Origin of the sequence: Massilia consociata (assembly GCF_042432755.1) — a bacterium.
In the GTDB taxonomy this organism is placed as follows: domain Bacteria; phylum Pseudomonadota; class Gammaproteobacteria; order Burkholderiales; family Burkholderiaceae_D; genus Telluria; species Telluria consociata.
In genome coordinates this window covers 129,373-146,287 of record NZ_JBHLWP010000016.1, presented here as the reverse complement: position 1 = coordinate 146,287, position 16,915 = coordinate 129,373, and the positions used below count along the sequence as shown (strand labels likewise).

At 65.7% G+C, this 16,915-nt stretch carries 12 protein-coding genes; 6 read left to right on the top strand and 6 right to left on the bottom strand.

The window, feature by feature from the left end:
- The first annotated feature begins 76 nt into the window (after positions 1-76).
- On the top strand, positions 77-1,321 hold the full coding sequence (locus ACFFJK_RS17815; RefSeq protein WP_379680909.1) for a DUF819 family protein: 1,245 nt from the start codon (positions 77-79) through the stop codon (positions 1,319-1,321).
- Here ACFFJK_RS17815 and ACFFJK_RS17810 read toward each other — a convergent pair.
- The 6 genes from ACFFJK_RS17810 to ACFFJK_RS17785 all read right to left on the bottom strand — a co-directional run bounded on the left by ACFFJK_RS17810 (position 1,287) and on the right by ACFFJK_RS17785 (position 9,235).
- Positions 1,287-2,000, bottom strand: coding sequence for a cupin domain-containing protein (locus ACFFJK_RS17810; protein ID WP_379680907.1), 714 nt, complete (start codon positions 1,998-2,000; stop codon positions 1,287-1,289). The two genes, ACFFJK_RS17815 and ACFFJK_RS17810, sit on opposite strands and share 35 nt — an antisense overlap.
- Before the next feature lie 67 nt (positions 2,001-2,067).
- The gene (locus tag ACFFJK_RS17805) at positions 2,068-3,438 is read right to left on the bottom strand and encodes a sensor histidine kinase (RefSeq protein WP_379680906.1); all 1,371 of its coding nucleotides are present in this window, start codon (positions 3,436-3,438) and stop codon (positions 2,068-2,070) included.
- A complete protein-coding gene (locus tag ACFFJK_RS17800) occupies positions 3,422-4,819 on the bottom strand; it encodes a sigma-54-dependent transcriptional regulator (protein ID WP_379680905.1) in 1,398 nt (465 codons plus the stop codon). Before ACFFJK_RS17800 ends, ACFFJK_RS17805 begins: the two co-directional genes overlap by 17 nt.
- Positions 4,820-4,880: 61 nt before the next feature.
- Positions 4,881-7,304 (bottom strand): ADOP family duplicated permease, encoded by a 2,424-nt coding sequence (locus ACFFJK_RS17795; protein ID WP_379680903.1) that lies wholly within the window; start codon positions 7,302-7,304, stop codon positions 4,881-4,883.
- A complete protein-coding gene (locus tag ACFFJK_RS17790; RefSeq protein ID WP_379680902.1) occupies positions 7,301-8,065 on the bottom strand; it encodes an ABC transporter ATP-binding protein in 765 nt (254 codons plus the stop codon). The genes ACFFJK_RS17795 and ACFFJK_RS17790 overlap by 4 nt, the downstream gene beginning before the upstream one ends.
- A 45-nt stretch (positions 8,066-8,110) precedes the next feature.
- Complete coding sequence (locus tag ACFFJK_RS17785) at positions 8,111-9,235, bottom strand: efflux RND transporter periplasmic adaptor subunit (RefSeq protein WP_379680901.1); 1,125 nt, start codon at positions 9,233-9,235, stop codon at positions 8,111-8,113.
- 564 nt (positions 9,236-9,799) lie between these two features.
- Here ACFFJK_RS17785 and ACFFJK_RS17780 point away from each other — a divergent pair.
- The 5 genes from ACFFJK_RS17780 to ACFFJK_RS17760 all read left to right on the top strand — a co-directional run bounded on the left by ACFFJK_RS17780 (position 9,800) and on the right by ACFFJK_RS17760 (position 16,913).
- Entirely contained in the window at positions 9,800-10,417 is a 618-nt protein-coding gene (locus tag ACFFJK_RS17780) for a TetR/AcrR family transcriptional regulator (RefSeq protein WP_379680900.1), read from the top strand.
- A gap of 53 nt (positions 10,418-10,470) precedes the next feature.
- On the top strand, positions 10,471-12,261 hold the full coding sequence (locus tag ACFFJK_RS17775; RefSeq protein ID WP_379680899.1) for an acyl-CoA dehydrogenase C-terminal domain-containing protein: 1,791 nt from the start codon (positions 10,471-10,473) through the stop codon (positions 12,259-12,261).
- A 128-nt stretch (positions 12,262-12,389) separates the two neighbouring features.
- Entirely contained in the window at positions 12,390-14,786 is a 2,397-nt protein-coding gene (locus tag ACFFJK_RS17770) for a 3-hydroxyacyl-CoA dehydrogenase/enoyl-CoA hydratase family protein (RefSeq protein ID WP_379680897.1), read from the top strand.
- 38 nt (positions 14,787-14,824) lie between these two features.
- Positions 14,825-16,021 (top strand): acetyl-CoA C-acyltransferase, encoded by a 1,197-nt coding sequence (locus tag ACFFJK_RS17765; RefSeq protein ID WP_379680896.1) that lies wholly within the window; start codon positions 14,825-14,827, stop codon positions 16,019-16,021.
- A 112-nt stretch (positions 16,022-16,133) separates the two neighbouring features.
- A complete protein-coding gene (locus ACFFJK_RS17760) occupies positions 16,134-16,913 on the top strand; it encodes an enoyl-CoA hydratase (RefSeq protein WP_379680895.1) in 780 nt (259 codons plus the stop codon).
- Positions 16,914-16,915 lie beyond the last annotated feature (2 nt).

Genomic DNA, 16,915 nt, shown 5'->3' with positions numbered 1-16,915 from the left:
CCGCAAGGATCGCTGAAGCGCATGTCGATGCGCGCAGCAGGTTCGCGGCCTCCGCCAACCTCTTCATCCGATCTCCATGCAGACTGCTGTTCCCCTCGTCACCAACGATGCCGTCGTGCTCGGCCTCCTCGCAACGATCCTGGGCCTCGTCTTCTGGACCGCCTCGCGGCCCGATGGCTTCTGGAAGAAATTCTATACCTATGTGCCGGCCTTGCTGCTGTGCTACCTGCTGCCGGCCATCCTGAACACCCTGGGTGTCATCGACGGTAGCCTGTCGAAGCTGTATCCGATGGCGCGCGACTACCTGCTCCCGAGTGCGCTGGTACTGCTTTGCATTGCCATCGATTTCGGCGCCATCGTGCGGCTCGGCCCGAAGGCGATCATCATGTTCCTGACCGGCACCGCCGGCATCATGCTGGGCGCTGTGGCCTCGTTCGAGATCATGCGCGTGATCCACCCCGAGACGGTGGCGGGCGAGACCTGGCGCGGCATGACCACCATTACGGGCGCCTGGATCGGCGGCGGCGCCAACCAGGCGGCCATGAAAGAAGTGTTCGAGGTCAACGCCAACGTGTTCGGCCAGTTTGTCGCGGTTGACGTGCTGGTGGCCAACGTCTGGATGGCCGTGGTGCTGTTCCTGGCCAGCCGTTCCCAGGCCTTCGATCGCTGGACCGGGGCCGACCTGAGCGCCATCAATGCCCTGAAGACGCGCATCGAGACCTACCAGGCCCAGCATGCGCGCATGCCGACCCTGACCGACGTGATGGTGATCCTGGCGGTCGGCCTGGCCGTCACCGGCCTGTCGCATGCACTCACGGGGCCGATGATCGAGTGGATCAACAGCCTGCCACAGGAGTGGCGCCTGAGGGACTACAGCCTGACCTCGTCCTTCTTCTGGATCGTGGTGTTCGCCACCACCTTCGGCCTGCTGCTCAGTTTTACGAAGGCGCGCAGCCTGGAAGGCGCCGGTGCCTCCACCATCGGCTCGGCCATGCTGTACTTCCTGGTCGCCACCATCGGCATGCAGATGGACCTGAACGCGCTGCTCGACCGCCCATGGCTGTTCGTGCTGGGCGTGATCTGGATCTGCGTGCACGGCGGCCTGATGCTGCTGGTGGCCAAGCTGATCCGCGCGCCGCTGTTCTTCATGGCAGTCGGCTCGCAGGCCAACGTCGGCGGCGCGGCTTCGGCGCCGGTGGTGGCCACCGCCTTCCATCCTTCGCTGGCGCCGGTCGGCGTGCTGCTGGCGGTGCTCGGCTATGCGCTCGGCACCTATGCCGCCTATATCACCGGCCTGATGTTGCGGGCGCTGGCGACCTGAGGCCGGCCTGGCCGGCTTCCTGCGCGGTGCCGGCCAGGTGGCCCGTCTTGAGATAGAACGTCACCCCCGAGGGGGCTGCCGTGAACCCGGGACAGGCGCCGGCGGGCAGCCTGATCCAGGTGCCGCGTTCGTAGCGCCGGCCGGCTGCGACGATCGCCCCGTCGAGAACGAGCAGCTCGGCCCCGCCTGGCCCATCGTCGAGGATGGCCTGGCCCGGCACCAACCGCTGCAGGCAGACCTGTTCATCGGGGCTCGAGAACAGCGGACAGACAGCGCCTTGCCCGTGGCGCTGCCAGCAGGACGGATCGCGCGTGTCGATCCGCACGCGGCGCTTGTCGCTTGCTGCCATCTGCCGCAGCTTGACGAAGATGAGGGCGCCTTCGCGGCTGAAGGGCTGATGCGTCGAATCCGGCGGATTACGCAGGTACCAGCCTGCGGGAAAATCGGCGCTTTCGTCCGAAAAGGTGCCGGACAGGACCAGGATCTCTTCGCCGCCCGGATGCGCGTGCGCAGGGAAGTGCGAATCCGGCGCGTAGCGCACCAGGCTGGTCGCACGGGCCTGCTCGGCGCCGATCCGGTCCAGCATGACGCGCTCGACGCCGCCCTGGGGCGAAGCCACCCACTGGTATTGGTCGGGCGTGACGACGACGGGACGGGAGAAATCTGCGTTGATGAGCATGGCGCTTCCGAAGTGGACAGGGAGGGCAGGTGCGGCCTCCCATGATAACGACTTGTCGGGCGGCCCGTTACAGTGCCTCCTCGGGCATGGTTTGCGTTGCCAGCGGAAGCCACAGGCACGCCAGCGCGCCTTGCGCATCCGGACGGGCGGTGAGGGTCAGTCCGCCCTCATGGGCCTCGGCGATATGCCGGGCCAGCGCCAGCCCGATACCCGCCCCTGCCGCCTTGGTGGTAAAGAAGGGCGTGAAGAGGTTCTTGGTTTCCGGTGGCCCGGGTCCATCGTCTTCCACTTCGATGACCAGGCGCGTCGCGGTGCGGCGCCAGCGCAGCCGGACGCCGCCCCCGGTCGTTTGCGCCGCCTCGACGGCATTATGCAGCAGGTTGATCAGTGCCTGCGCAAGCTGGTCGGGATCGGCCCGCAACAACATGTGCTCGGTGCTCTCGCACCGTATCGGCAGGCGCTGCTCCAGGCGTACCAGCCGGTCGGCCAGTTCGTACAGGTCCAGGTGGCGCATGTTCGGCGGCGGCAGTTGCGCCAGCCGGCTGCAACTGGCGAGGAACCTGCCGAGTGAAGCGGCCCGGTCCGCAATGACATCCAGTGCACCGTCGAAGTCCTCGCGCCAGTCGGGCGGCAGCGGCTCGCGCCTGACCAGCGTCGACAAGGTGCCCGCCATCGAACTGATGGGCGCGAGGGAATTGTTGACTTCATGTCCCAGTACGCGCAGCAAACGCTGCCAGGCCAGGCGCTCTTCTTCGCGCAATACCCGGCCCAGGTCGTTAATGACCAGCAGGTGGCCGCGATGCCCGCCGCTGCGCAGCAAGGTATGGCGCACTTCGAACCTGCCGGTTTTCCCGGGGAAGGCATGGCTCAGCACGCGCACGGGCGAACCGCTCAACCATTGGTCCAGCCCCAGCTCGGCGGCACACATGTGAAACAGGCGTTTCTCTTCGGCGCCAAGCAGGCGGTGTCCGGCCGGATTGGCCAGGCGCAGGCGCTGCCTGTCGTCGAAGGTGAAGACGGCGCTGTCGAGTGCCGACAGGGTCTTGCCGAGCAGGTGCGTCGCTTCTTCGAATTGCAAGCGTTCGCGCTGCAGGCGGTCGGCCAGCGCGTTGAAGTCGTACATCACTTCGCGCAGGACGCTGGTCGATGCGCCGCGCAGGCTGTAGTCGCCCTCGCGCAGGGCTTCCAGCAGGCCAAGCAAGGTATGCAACGGGAACATCAGGCGCCGGTATTGCCAGCGCACCAGCAGTCCGGTGACGATTGCGCCGCTGATCCAGATCGCCCAAAGCGCTGGCTCCCCGAGCCGGTGCGCCCAGACCGTCACCCCGCCGCAGACCAGGCCCGGCAAGGTCGTCGCCAGGGCGCCAAGGAGGACGGTCCGTTCCAGCCTGCGCAGTCCTTGCCGGCCGTCCTGCACGGATTCAGCTGTCCCTGGCATCGTCGTCTTCCGGACGCAGGTCATGCTTTTCGAGGCGCCGGTACAGCGATTGGCGGGTGATGCCGAGCATGTCGGCCGCCTGCTGGGCATTGCCGCGGTGGCGTTTCAGGGCCCGCTGCACCAGCCAGGCCTCGGCCTGCTCCAGTGTCATGTCTTCGATGCCGTGCGCCGCCCTGGCGCTGCCGGCCAGGCCGAGCACATCGGCGTCGACCTGCTCGTGGTCGCTCAGCAGGACGGCCCTTTCCATCAGGTGCTGCAACTCGCGGACATTGCCGGGCCAATGCCAGGCCAGCAAGGCCCGTTCGGCCGCAGGCGACAGTCGCAGGCCATCGCGGCGATAGCGTGCCGCATGGCGCGCCAGGAATGCCCGGGCCAGCGGCAGGATGTCCTGCGACCGTTCCCGCAGCGGCGGCAGGCGGATTTCCAGCGTATTGAGGCGATAGAGGAGGTCGCGGCGAAAGCGGCCTGCGTCGACTTCCTGCGCCAGGTCCGCATTGGTCGCCGCGATCAGGCGTACGTCGACGCGCTGGGTGCGCGACGAGCCGAGCCGCTCGAACTCGCCGTCTTCCAGCACGCGCAGCAGCTTCGGTTGCTGGGAGAGCGGGAGATTGCCCACCTCGTCGAGGAACAGCGTGCCCCCGTCGGCCAGTTCGAAGCGGCCCACGCGCTCGGTCCTGGCATCGGTGAAGGCGCCGCGGGCGTGGCCGAACATCTCCGATTCGAACACGGTTTCGGAGATGCCGCCCATGTTGACCTTGACGAGCGAACGCGTGGCGCGCGCGGAGCGATCGTGCAACAGCTGTGCCACTGCGCCCTTGCCGGTACCGTTCTCGCCCAGGACCAGGACATTGGCGTCGCTCGCCGCGATGCGCTCGACCAGCATCATCACCTTGTGCATGGCGGGTGATTCGGCGATGATCTCCGGGTTGCCTGCGGCGCCGCGTAACAGCGCGTTTTCCGCCTCGAGCCGGCGCTGGCGGCGCGCTCCTTCGCTTAAGGCGATCTGTGCGCGCAAGACCTGCAGCACGCGCGCGTTTTCCCAGGGTTTTTCGATGAAGTCGGCGGCGCCGTGGCGCATCGCCTCTACCGTCAACGGGATATTGCCCCATGCCGTCATCACGACCACCGGCAAGTCCGGGCTGGCCTGCTTGATTTTCCTGAGCAGATCCATCCCTTCATCGCCCGAGCTTGCGCCACGGCTGAAATTGCAGTCGATCAGGGCGCAGGAGAATTCATGCCGCCGGAGGCACTCCAGCGCCTCGCCGGGACTGGCCGCGTTCTCGCTCGCGATGCCTTCCGACTTGAGCAAGAGGCGCAGGGCTTCCCGCACCTCTCTCTGATCATCTGCCAGCAAGACAGCAGGGCGGCTTGGAGGTGTCATCCGGGTGTTCTTTCAACAATGTAATGCTCAATTTCAATTTTCTCACAAACGGCTGGCAGTGCTATTCGCCGCGCAGGGCGCGCATGGGCTGCACGCGCGCCGCTTTCCAGGCGGCCGGCAGGCAGGCCAGCAGACCTGCCGCAGCCAGGGTCGCGCACACGCCGGCCAGGGATACGGGGTCGGGTGCGCTGGTGCCGAGCGTTGTCGCCACTGTGGAAAAGACCCGGGGCAGGGCGATGGCGAGTCCCACGCCGCAGGCCAGGCCGACGACAATCTGGGCCATCCCGGAGCGAACGACCAGTCGCAGCAGCCGGGCAGGGGAGGAGCCGAGCGCGAGGCGCACGGCGAACTCGCGCTCGCGGGCCGCCACCGACACCGCCATGACCGCATACAGGCCCGAGGCGGCGAGCAGGAGCGCCAGCACGGCGAAGACACCGACCAGCATCAGGTTGATCCGCAAATCGGCCGTGGTGTCGCGTACGACGTCGTCCATCGCGTGCATACCGCTGATCGGCTGCTCCGGGGCGACTTCGGCCACTGCCTTGATCACACGGTCGCGGTATGCATCGGGGGCACCGTTGACCTTCAATGCGAAGCGCAGCGGTTCCAGGCGGCGAAATGCCAGCATCACCTCGTCCTGCACCTGGGCCAGCGGCAGGTACACCATCTCGGGCGCCGCACCGGCAGGGCCGAATTGGCGGGTGTCGGCGACGACACCGACGATGCGCGCCGTCCACAGACTGGCGCCTTCTCCGCGCTGGATCTTCTTGCCCAGTGCCTGGCCGCCGTACTGTGCCTCGGCCAGCGCGCGGTTGACGATGGCCACCGGTTCGCCGCCTGCCACGTCGCTGCGGCCGAACGCACGCCCGTCCAGCATGCGGATGCCGAACAGGTCGAAGAAGCCGGGTTCGATGCCGCGGTATTCGGCAGCAAATTCGGCGCCTGCCGGCTGGCGCAGGTCTCCCACCATGAAGCGTCCCAAAGGACCGCCTGCCGGGAGGTTCGTCGTTGCGCTCGCCTGCGCCACGCCCGGCAGCAGTTGCAGCCGCTCCACCAACCGCTGCGCCATGGCGTGCACCGATGCCGTGTCCGGGTAAGTGGCCGCGACCGGTGACAGCTCGAAGGTCAGGATGCCCCGGCTCGAGAACCCGAGTGGCACCTTGGACAAGTCATGCAGGGTATGCAGGAACAGCCCGGCGCACGACAGCAGCGCGGTCGCCATGGCGACCTGCACGACAACCAGCATGCGGCCGAGACGTCCGCCATGGCGTCCGATGCCCGAGCGGCCGCCCTCGCGCAGCGTGTCGATGGCCCCCGGCCCGTGCCCGCGCAGCAGGCCGGGCAGCGTGGCCAGCAGGGCGCCGGCCACACTCAGCAGCAAAGCGAGCAACCAGGAGGCCCAGCCCATCTGCAGCCCGCCGTTGGCCAGCCATTGCGCAGGCATGACGCCGCGCAGCAGGGCGATTCCCGCCGTAGCCAGTCCCATGCCCAGCAGTGCGCCGCAGATCCCGACCAGCAGGCCCTCTGCCAGCGACGGCAACGCCAGGCGCAGCCTTGGCGCGCCGAGGGCGCTGCGTACCGCCGTGTCGTGGGAGCGTGCCAGCGCGCGCAGCAGCATCAGGTTGACCAGGTTGACCACGGCAATCAGGAGCAGCAGGGCGGCGCTGCCGAGGAACATCATGAGTACTTGCCGGTCCCGGGTCTGCAGGGTGTCCTGCAAATCCCGTGCGACAAACGCGACATTGAGCCAGTCTGTGTCGTTCCTGGCTTCGTACAGCGCATGCAGCCGGGCGTGGATTTGTGCGCTTGCTTCGGCCGGCGTGATCCCATCGGCGAGGCGCGCGACCAGCCGGTAGTTCCTGCCCTCGTCGCTGTCTTCGGGCAGGGCCGCGGGAAGCATGATGTCGCCTTTGACGCCGGGATTCCGGAAGTCCTCCGGCAGCACGCCGACGATGGTATAGGCGGCACCTTCGGCACGCAGGGTGCTGCCGATGACATCCGGCCTGCCCTCGAAACGCTGTTGCCAGAAGCGGTAGCCGAGAATCACCGCGCGCGGTCCGTTGGGACTGTCTTCCTCCGCGCTGAAATTGCGTCCCAATGCCGTGTCGATGCCCAGCGTGGGCAGCAGGTGGCGGTCGCCACGCAGCGCCGCGACCACTTCGGGGGTGCCGTTGCTCACCACGTTCATGGTGGGCGAATGCGCCGCGTACAGCGCCATCGAACGCAGCGCCGCCAGGCCCCGCAAGTGGCGATACTGCTCGGGAGAGATCATACGCACCTCGGTTTTCGGCATCGGCCCCACCGCGACCAGGCGTGCCGGCTCGGCATAGGGCAATGGCTGGAGCAGGACGTCGCCGATCAGGGTCAGCACGGCCGCCATGGCGCCCACGCCCAGTGCCAGCACGACGGACGCCAGGGCCAGGAAGCCCGGTTTGCGCAGGTTGGCACGCCAGGCATGCCAGATTTCGCCAAGCCAGACCGTCATGCTGCAACCCCGCCTTGCATGCCGATCAATGCATCCAGCCGTTGTTCGTCTTCGCGGCGCATGCGATGGAAGGTTTCTTCATCGACCATGCGTCCGTCGAACAGGCGAATCTTGCGCTGGGCCAGTTCGGCGTAACGCACATCATGCGTGACCACGCAGATCGTGGCGCCGCCCTTGTGGAGTTCGTCCAGCATGGCGATGACCGCTTCGCCGTTGCGTGAATCGAGATTGCCGGTCGGTTCGTCAGCCAACAGGATGGCCGGCCGGCCGGCAAGCGCACGCGCCACCGCGACACGTTGCTGCTGTCCGCCGGACAGTTGCGAGGGGTAGTGGCGCATGCGGTGCGCCATGCCGACGCGTTCCAGGGCTTCGTGCGCCCGGGCGCGGCGCTGGGCAGCGCCCAGGTCGTGGCGAAAGCTCAGCGGCAGTTCCACGTTTTCCTGCACGGTCAGGTCGCCGATCAAATTGAAGGCCTGGAAGATGAAGCCGATCTCCGCATTGCGCACGCGTGCGCGTGCCGTGGCGCCCAGCGCCGAAACGTCGTGGCCGTTCAGCACGTAATTGCCGGACGACGCCGTGTCGAGCAGGCCCAGGATCGACAGCAAGGTCGTCTTGCCGCAGCCGGATGGCCCGGAAATCGAGACGTACTCGCCCCGGTGGATGTCGAGATTCACGTCATGCAGTGCATGGGTTTCGACTTCGTCGGTCTGGAACACCTTGCCGATGCCGCGCAGGGTGATGACTGGTTCGCTGGTATTCATTGTTTTTGTCCCCGGTTTTGGATGTTGTTGTTTGTGCGGCCGCGTTCATTGCAGGCGGATGCGTTCGTGGCCGGCCCACCGGCTGGTGTCGGAAAGGATGACCTGGTCGTCCTGCTGCAAGCCCTCGAGCACCTGGACCCGGTCCACGGAAACCGCGCCGGCACGTACCTGGACGCGCGACGCAGTTTTGCCGTCCGGATCGAGCCGGAGCAGGCTCAGATGGCGGTTGGGCTGCGCCAACGGCGGGCGTCCCACCGACAGTACGCCGCGGTGCAGGGCTACCCGGATGCGTCCGTCGACCGAGAGATCCGGCCTGGCGCCCGGGGGCAGTTCACCGGCCAGGGCCACGTCGACCTGGACGCTGCCGTTGCGTACTGCCGGATCGATCCGATCGACCTTGCCTTCGATCTTGCCGTTGTGGGTGTCGACGAGCGCCGGCATCCCGACGGCGACATCCTTGGCCTGCAGTTCCGATACCTGCAAGCGGGCGATCAACACATCCTGGCGTGCCACGCGTGCCAGGTTGGCGCCCACAGTCACTTGCGTCCCCTCCTGGACAGCCACTTCCTGCAAGACCCCGGCAATGCCTGCCCTGACCTCGAGCGCGCCGGCCTGGCGTTGACGCAGCAACAATGTACTACGCTGCTGTTGCAACCGGGCTTCCACCGAAGCCATCTGCGCTTTCACGCTGGCGGCAAAGCCCTCGAGCCGCTCCTTCTCGATGTCCAGACGTTTCTTCTGTTGTGCAAACGCGATCTGCCCCTGCTCGTACTGCACGCGTGGAATCACCTGCAACTGGACTGCCCTGGTGTCTGCCTCGGATTTTACTTGCGCCATGGCATAGTCGGCCTCGGCCTGGGCGAGGCCGGTTCGTACGCTCAGCAGCTGCGAGTTCAGCTCGGCGCGCTTGCTGGCCACCTCGGCCTCGGCAGCGGCCACCTGCGCCCTGGCGGAGCGGAGGTTTTCCTCGATCTCAGGATTGCCAAGACGTATCAGGACTGTATCCGGCTGCACCGTAGAGCCGGGCCAGACCAGGATTTCCTGGACCTGTGCCGGGCTGGCGGCAGCCAGCCAGCGGCTGGAGCGCGGCACCAGCGTTCCGCTGGCGCGGATCTCCTGCAGCATGTCGCCACGCGTGACCTGGCCGATCCACAGGCTGGTGCGTTCCACCTCCGGCAAGGCAGGGCCAATCCACCAGAGAAAGAGGCAACAGGCGGCAACCGCTGTCGCGCCTCCCGCCAGCGTCAGCTTGAGACGGCGGCGCTTCTGTATTTTGAGAGAGGGGTTCGTGATGTCCATGCCTCCCATTCAGCAATTACTGTGCCAATCTCTTTTCGGCGGCAATAAGGCAATGCAAGCAGAAAAACGTGTTGTTCGGCGCATCCGGAACGACGCGGCGAGCCGTTTTCGGACGACTTGCCCACGTTTCGTACGGATTCGGACAAGCCGGTGAGCCCATTGGGCCCAGTGAGCCCAGTGAGCCCAACGCGCCGCATGCGCGCACGTACCCATCCGTGTACACCACGCATGCGCAAAATGCGGTACCTTTACATCTGCGACAACGTTGTCCGCGCCCGGACTTCATGCAGGCAGGTTTTCCCTGCGTGCCGTTGTTTTGCATCAATAGAATCTCGCCTCTAAGTTCCCGTTTGACATTTCAACCCTAGTAGATAATAGTACGAGCGTTCGGATTTTTTCGATTCAGGGGCAGTCATTACTACTTCAGCAAAATTCATGCGCAAGGGCGAACTCACGCGGGCAGCGATCCTGGACGTGGCGCTCGAGCTGTCCAGCCGCGACGGCCTGGAAGGCCTGACCATCGGCCTGCTGGCCGACCGGATGAACATGAGCAAATCGGGCGTGTTCGCGCATTTCGGTTCGCGCGAAGACCTGCAGCTGGAGGTGATCAAGCTGTACCACCACCGCTTCGAGCAGGAAGTGTTCTTCCCGAGCGTGCGCGAGCCGCGCGGCCTGCCGCGCCTGCAGTCGATGTTCGACCGCTGGCTTGCGCGCGTGTCGGTCGAGATCGCGTCGGGCTGCATCTACATCAGCGGCGCCGTCGAGTACGACGACCGTCCGGGCCCGATCCGCGAGGAGCTGGTCAAGATGGTGCAGGCCTGGCAGGGCGCGCTGCTGCGCAGCGCGCGCCAGGCAATCGAGGTCGGCCACCTGCGTCCGGATACCGACGCCGAGCAGCTGGTGTATGAAACGTATGGGCTGATCCTGGCCCTGCACCACGACGCACGTTTCCTGCGCATGCCAGGCGCGGTCGAGCGCGCACGCCGCGGTTTCCAGCGGCTGATCGAGAATTACCGCAATCCGGATATGCCGAAAGGCACGCCGGCGCAGTAAGCCTTGCGCCGGCAGTCAACAAACACACTTTTACCTTCGTTCAGGAGAAAACCATGGGTCAGTACGTCGCGCCAATCCGGGATATGCAGTTCGTTCTGCACGAATTCCTCAACGTCAGCGAAGAGTTCAAGAACCTGCCTGCTTACCAGGAAATCGACGCCGACATCATCAACCAGGTATTGGCTGAAGGTGCGAAGTTCACGCAGGAAGTGCTGTTCCCGCTGAACCATAGCGGCGACCGCGAAGGCTGCCATTTCGACGCCGCCACCAAGGCCGTCACCACGCCGAAGGGCTTCAAGGAAGCCTACCAGCAGTACGTGGAAGGCGGCTGGGCCGCGCTGGCCTGCGATCCGGAATACGGCGGCCAGGGCCTGCCGGTCACCCTGAACAATTCGTTCTACGAGATGCTGAACTCGTCGAACCAGGCATGGACCATGTACCCGGGCCTGTCGCACGGCGCCTACGAGTGCCTGAAGGAGCACGGCACCGACGAGCAGAAGAAGCTGTTCCTGCCGAAGCTGGTCTCGGGCGAATGGACCGGCACCATGTGCCTGACCGAAGCGCACTGCGGCACCGACCTGGGCCTGCTGCGCACCAAGGCCGAGCCGCAAGCCGACGGCACCTACAGCATCACCGGTTCCAAGATCTTCATCTCGGCCGGCGAACACGACATGGCCGAGAACATCGTCCACCTGGTGCTGGCGCGCCTGCCGGACGCACCGGAAGGCTCGAAGGGCATCTCGCTGTTCCTGGTGCCGAAGTTCAAGGTCAATGCCGACGGCTCGCTCGGCGAGCGCAACGGCATCGCCTGCGGCGCTATCGAAGAAAAGATGGGCATCCACGCCAACTCGACCTGCCAGATGAACCTGGACGGCGCCATCGGCACCCTGATCGGCCAGCCGCACAAGGGCCTGCAGGCGATGTTCGTGTTCATGAACGCCGCCCGCCTGGGCGTGGGCATGCAGTCGCTGGGCCTGACCGAAGTCGCGTACCAGAACGCGCTGGTCTATGCCAAGGAACGCATCCAGATGCGTTCGCTGTCGGGCCCGAAGGATCCGAGCAAGCCGGCCGACCCGATCATCGTGCACCCGGACGTGCGCCGCATGCTGCTGACCGCCAAGGCATTCGCCGAAGGCGCGCGCGCGCTGACCTCGTACATCGCGCTGCAGATCGACCGCGAGCTGAACCACCCGGACGAAGCGGTGCGCAAGGAAGCGGCCGGCGAAGTCGCGCTCTTGACCCCGATCGTGAAAGCCTTCATCACCGACAACGGCTGGATCGCGACCTCGGAAGCGATGCAGGTGTACGGCGGCCACGGCTACATCAGCGAGTGGGGCATGGAGCAGTACGTGCGCGACGCCCGCATTAACATGATCTACGAAGGCACCAACACCGTGCAGTCGCTGGACCTGCTGGGCCGCAAGATCCTGATGGACAACGGCACCAAGCTGCGCGCCTTCGGCGAGAAGATCAAGGCCTTCGTGGAAGAGAACGGCCTGGACGAGTCGATGTCCGAGTTCGTGACCCCGCTGGGCGAGCTGGGCGAGAAGGTCAGCAAGCTGACCATGGAAATCGGCATGAAGGCCTTCCAGAACCAGGACGAAGTGGGCGCGGCGGCCGTGCCGTACCTGCGCGTCGTGGGCCACCTGGTGTTCAGCTACTTCTTCGCGCAGATGGCGAAGATCGCGCTGGCCAAGCAGGATTCGGGTGACAAGTTCTACGAGGCGAAGCTGCACACCGCACGCTTCTACTTCGCGCGCCTGTACCCGGAAACCGCCATGCTGATCCGCCAGGCACGCTCGGGCGCATCGAACCTGCTGGCGCTGGACGCAGACCTGTTCTAAGTACATCACGTCGATTTACCACCGTCATCCCCGCGCAGGCGGGGAACCAATGTTGCAAGCGTTTCGATAGCGCATACAAAAATTGGGTTCCCGCCTTCGCGGGAACGACGCTAACCAAGGAATAAGAGATGACTAATTTCATCGTCAAGAAAGTCGCCGTGCTGGGCGCCGGCGTGATGGGCGCGCAGATCGCTGCGCACTGCGTGAACGCCAAGGTGCCGGTCGTGCTGTTCGACCTGCCTGCCAAGGAAGGGAACAAGAATGGCATCGTCCTGAAGGCCATCGAAAACCTCAAAAAGCTGTCGCCGGCCCCGCTGGGCAACAAGGACGACGCGGCCCTGATCGAAGTGGCCAACTACGAGGACAACCTCGAGCTGCTGGCAGGCTGCGACCTGATCATCGAAGCCATCGCCGAGCGCATGGACTGGAAGCACGACCTGTACAAGAAGGTCGCCCCGCACATCGGCGCCAATGCCATTTTTGCTTCGAACACCTCGGGCCTGTCGATCAACAAGCTGGCAGAAGGTTTCGACGACGAGCTCAAGTCGCGCTTCTGCGGCGTGCACTTCTTCAATCCGCCGCGCTACATGCACCTGGTCGAACTGATCCCGACCACCGCCACCCGTCCAGAGATCCTGGACCAGCTGGAAACCTTCCTGACCTCGACCCTGGGCAAGGGCGTGGTGCGCGCGAAAGACACCCCGAACTTCATCGCCAACCGCGTCGGCATCTTCGGCATGCTGGCCACCATCCACGAAGCCGAAAAATTCGGCCTGTCGGTGGACGTGGTCGACGACCTGACCGGCGCAAAATTAGGCCGCGCCAAATCCGGCACCTTCCGTACCGCCGACGTCGTGGGCCTGGACACGATGGGCCACGTGATCAAGACCATGCAGGACACCCTGCAGGATGACCCGTTCTTCAGCCTGTACAAGACCCCGGACGTGCTGGCCAAGCTGATCGAGAAGGGCGCGCTGGGCCAGAAGACCGGCGGTGGTTTCTACAAGAAGGTCGGCAAGGAGATCCAGCGCCTCGACTTCGCCACCGGCGAATACGTGCCGGGCGGCGCCAAGGCCGCCGACATCGTCGGCCGCATCCTGAAAGAGAAGGACCCGGTCAAGAAGTTCAAGGCCATGCGCGAATCGACCAACCCGCAGGCGCAGTTCCTGTGGGCGATCTTCCGCGACGCCTTCCACTACATCGCCTTCCACCTCGACACCATTGCCGACAACGCACGCGACGTCGACTTCGCGATGCGCTGGGGCTTCGGCTGGAGCGTCGGCCCGTTCGAGACCTGGCAGGCCGCCGGCTGGACCCAGATCGCCCAGTGGGTGAAGGAAGACATCGATGCAGGCAAGGCCCTGTGCGACGCACCGCTCCCAAGCTGGGTGTTCGAAGGCCCGGTCGCCGAGAAGGGCGTGCACACCGCCGAAGGTTCGTACTCGGTCTCGAAGAACGCGTATGTTCCGGTGTCCGACCTGCCGGTGTACCAGCGCCAGCAGTTCCGCGCGCCGGTGGTCGGCTCGACCACGGTCGACCCGAAGACCTTCGGCACCACCGTGTTCGAGGACGAGTCGGTGCGTCTGTGGCACTCGGGCGATGATGTCCTCATCATCTCGCTCAAGACCAAGATGCACGTCATCGGCGAAGGCGTGGTGCGCGGCATCCAGCGCGGCCTGGCCGAAGCAGAGAAAAACTTCAAGGGCCTGGTCATCTGGAACACCGACGCGGCAGAAGGCGGCGCCTTCTCGGCCGGCGCCGACCTGCAGTCGGCCCTGCCGGCCTTCATGATGGGCGGCGCCAAGGCGATGGAGCCGATGGTGCGCGAGCTGCAGGACACCTTCATGCAGATGAAGTACTCGAACATCCCGGTGGTGGCTGCCGTGGCGGGCCTGGCGCTGGGCGGCGGCTGCGAACTGGCGCTGCACGCGTCCAAGCGCGTGGCCTCGATCGAGTCCTACATCGGCCTGGTCGAAGTCGGCGTCGGCCTGGTGCCGGCCGGCGGCGGCCTGAAGGAAGCGGCCGTGCGCGCCTTCACCGAAGCGAAAGGCAACGACATCCTGCAATTCCTGAAGACCGGCTTTACCAACGCGGCCACCGCGCAGGTGTCGAAGTCGGCCCTGGAAGCGAAGGCGATGGGCTACCTGAAGGAAGACGACATCATCGTCTTCAACCCGTACGAACTGCTGCACGTGGCGAAGACCACCGCGCGCGCCATGTTCGACGCCGGCTACCGCGCCCCGGCGCGCCGCCCTGTGACTGTCACCGGCCGCTACGGCTGGGCGACGATCCGCGGCCAGCTGGTCAACATGCGTGACGGCGGCTTCATCTCGGCCTACGACTACCACCTGGGCGACACCATCGCCGAGATCGTGACCGGCGGCGACATCGACCAGGGCAGCGTTGTGTCCGAGCAGTGGCTGCTCGACATGGAACGCAAGGCCTTCATCGCGCTGCTGAGCAATCCGAAGACCCAGGAACGCATCATGGGCATGATGCAAAACGGTAAGCCGGTGCGTAACTAATCGGGCCACTTCGCGCCGACAGAACAGGACGAATAATCATGAGCAAACAACTTCAAGACGCATACATCGTCGCAGCGACCCGTACCCCCATCGGCAAGGCACCGCGCGGCATGTTCAACAAGACCCGCCCGGACGACCTGCTGGTGCACGCCATTCGTGGCGCCATGGCCGCCGTGCCGAACCTGGACCCGGCCCTGATCGTCGACGCCATCGTCGGCTGCTCGTTCCCGGAAGCGGAGCAGGGCTTCAACATCGCCCGCAACGCGGTGGTGCTGGCCGGCCTGCCGAACACCGTGGGCGGCGTGACCGTCAACCGCTACTGCGCCTCGGGCATCACCGCCCTGGCGATGGCGGCCGACCGCATCCGCGTCGGCGAAGCCGACGTGATGATCGCCGGCGGCGTCGAATCGATGTCGATGGTCCCGATGATGGGCCACCACCCCTCCATTAATATGGAGACGTTCAAGGACGAGAACGTGGGCCTGGCCTACGGCATGGGCCTGACCGCCGAGAAGGTGGCCGAGCAGTGGAAGGTGTCGCGCGAAGACCAGGACGCCTTCGGCCTGGAATCGCACCGCCGCGCCATCGCCGCGCAGCAGGCCGGCTTCTTCAAGGACGAGATCACCCCGGTCGAAATCGTCACCCGCACGCCGGACCTGAAAACCGGCGAGATCAAGGTCTCGCGCCGCACCGTGGACATGGACGAAGGCCCGCGCGCCGACGCGTCGATCGAATCGATGGCCAAGCTCAAGCCGGTATTCGCCGCCAAGGGCACCGTCACCGCCGCGACCTCGTCGCAGATGTCGGACGGCGCCGGTGCGCTGATCGTCGTCAGCGAGAAAATCCTGAAGGAGCACAACCTGACCCCGCTGGCCAAGTTCTCCTCGTTCGCCGTGCGCGGCGTGCCGCCGGAGATCATGGGCATTGGCCCGAAGGCCGCGATTCCGGTCGCCTGCGCCGCCGCCGGCATCACCCAGGACCAGCTGGACTGGATCGAGCTGAACGAGGCTTTTGCCGCACAGGCGCTGGCCGTGGCGCGCGACCTGGGCCTGGACATGTCGAAGGTCAACCCGATGGGCGGCGCGATTGCGCTGGGCCACCCGCTGGGCGCCACCGGCGCCATCCGCGCCGCGACCGTCGTGCACGCGCTGCGCCGCAACAACCTGAAGTACGGCATGGTGACGATGTGCGTCGGCGCCGGCATGGGCGCGGCCGGTATCATCGAGCGCGTATAAGCATCAGGTAGTAGCCACCGCGTGGGCGGGAGGATGCGCTTGCCTTTGTAGGGTGGGCGGGTCCCCCGCCCACGCGTCCAACCAGCCCAAGAATATTCGGAGACCCTGAAACATGGACATGCTGATCAACAAGGCCAACGGCCTCCTGGCCATCGAATTCAACCGCCTCGAGCGCAAGAACGCCATCACCGCCGCGATGTACCAATCGATGGCCGACGCGCTGCTCGACGCCGAGCAGGACAGCGCCGTACGCGCCATCCTCATCGCCGGCAAACCGGAAATCTTCACCGCCGGGAACGACCTCGACGACTTCATGAAGAATTCCGCCCCGGTGCCGGGCGTACCAAGCGAAGCCCGCCCGGTGTTCCAGTTCATGCGCGCCCTGCACGGCTCGACCAAGCCGGTGGTCGCGGCAGTCGCCGGCGCCGCCATCGGCATCGGCACCACCATGCTGATGCACTGCGACCTGGTCTATTGCGCCGACAATGCCAAGTTCTCGGTGCCTTTCACCCAGCTCGGCCTGTGCCCGGAATTCGGCTCCTCGCTGCTGCTGCCGCAGCTTAGCGGCTACCCGCGCGCGGCCGAAAAACTGCTGCTGGGCGAAGCCTTCGGCGCCCAGGAAGCGTTTGAAATGGGGCTGATCACGAAGGTGCTGCCCGCGGCGGAACTGTGCGCCTTCGCTGAACAGCAGGCCGCCAAGCTGGTGGCCCTGCCGGCCGCCTCGATCCGCACGACGAAAGCGCTGATGAAGCGTCCGCGCGTTGAAAGCATCGAAGCGGCCATCGCCGCCGAGAACGAACGCTTCGCCGCCATGCTGCTGGCGCCGGAAGCCAAGGAAGCGGTTACGGCCTTTTTTGAAAAGCGCAAGCCGGACTTCTCGAAGTTCGACTGATC

What these genes read in the sequence shown, in the direction of transcription:
- ACFFJK_RS17800 (WP_379680905.1), bottom strand. Translation starts at nt 4,819, where the DNA reads ATGACACCTCCAAGCCGCCCTGCTGTCTTGCTGGCAGATGATCAGAGA.
- ACFFJK_RS17765 (WP_379680896.1), top strand. Translation starts at nt 14,825, where the DNA reads ATGAGCAAACAACTTCAAGACGCATACATCGTCGCAGCGACCCGTACC.
- ACFFJK_RS17810 (WP_379680907.1), bottom strand. Translation starts at nt 2,000, where the DNA reads ATGCTCATCAACGCAGATTTCTCCCGTCCCGTCGTCGTCACGCCCGAC.
- ACFFJK_RS17790 (WP_379680902.1), bottom strand. Translation starts at nt 8,065, where the DNA reads ATGAATACCAGCGAACCAGTCATCACCCTGCGCGGCATCGGCAAGGTG.
- ACFFJK_RS17805 (WP_379680906.1), bottom strand. Translation starts at nt 3,438, where the DNA reads ATGCCAGGGACAGCTGAATCCGTGCAGGACGGCCGGCAAGGACTGCGC.
- ACFFJK_RS17795 (WP_379680903.1), bottom strand. Translation starts at nt 7,304, where the DNA reads ATGACGGTCTGGCTTGGCGAAATCTGGCATGCCTGGCGTGCCAACCTG.
- ACFFJK_RS17760 (WP_379680895.1), top strand. Translation starts at nt 16,134, where the DNA reads ATGGACATGCTGATCAACAAGGCCAACGGCCTCCTGGCCATCGAATTC.
- ACFFJK_RS17780 (WP_379680900.1), top strand. Translation starts at nt 9,800, where the DNA reads ATGCGCAAGGGCGAACTCACGCGGGCAGCGATCCTGGACGTGGCGCTC.
- ACFFJK_RS17815 (WP_379680909.1), top strand. Translation starts at nt 77, where the DNA reads ATGCAGACTGCTGTTCCCCTCGTCACCAACGATGCCGTCGTGCTCGGC.
- ACFFJK_RS17770 (WP_379680897.1), top strand. Translation starts at nt 12,390, where the DNA reads ATGACTAATTTCATCGTCAAGAAAGTCGCCGTGCTGGGCGCCGGCGTG.
- ACFFJK_RS17775 (WP_379680899.1), top strand. Translation starts at nt 10,471, where the DNA reads ATGGGTCAGTACGTCGCGCCAATCCGGGATATGCAGTTCGTTCTGCAC.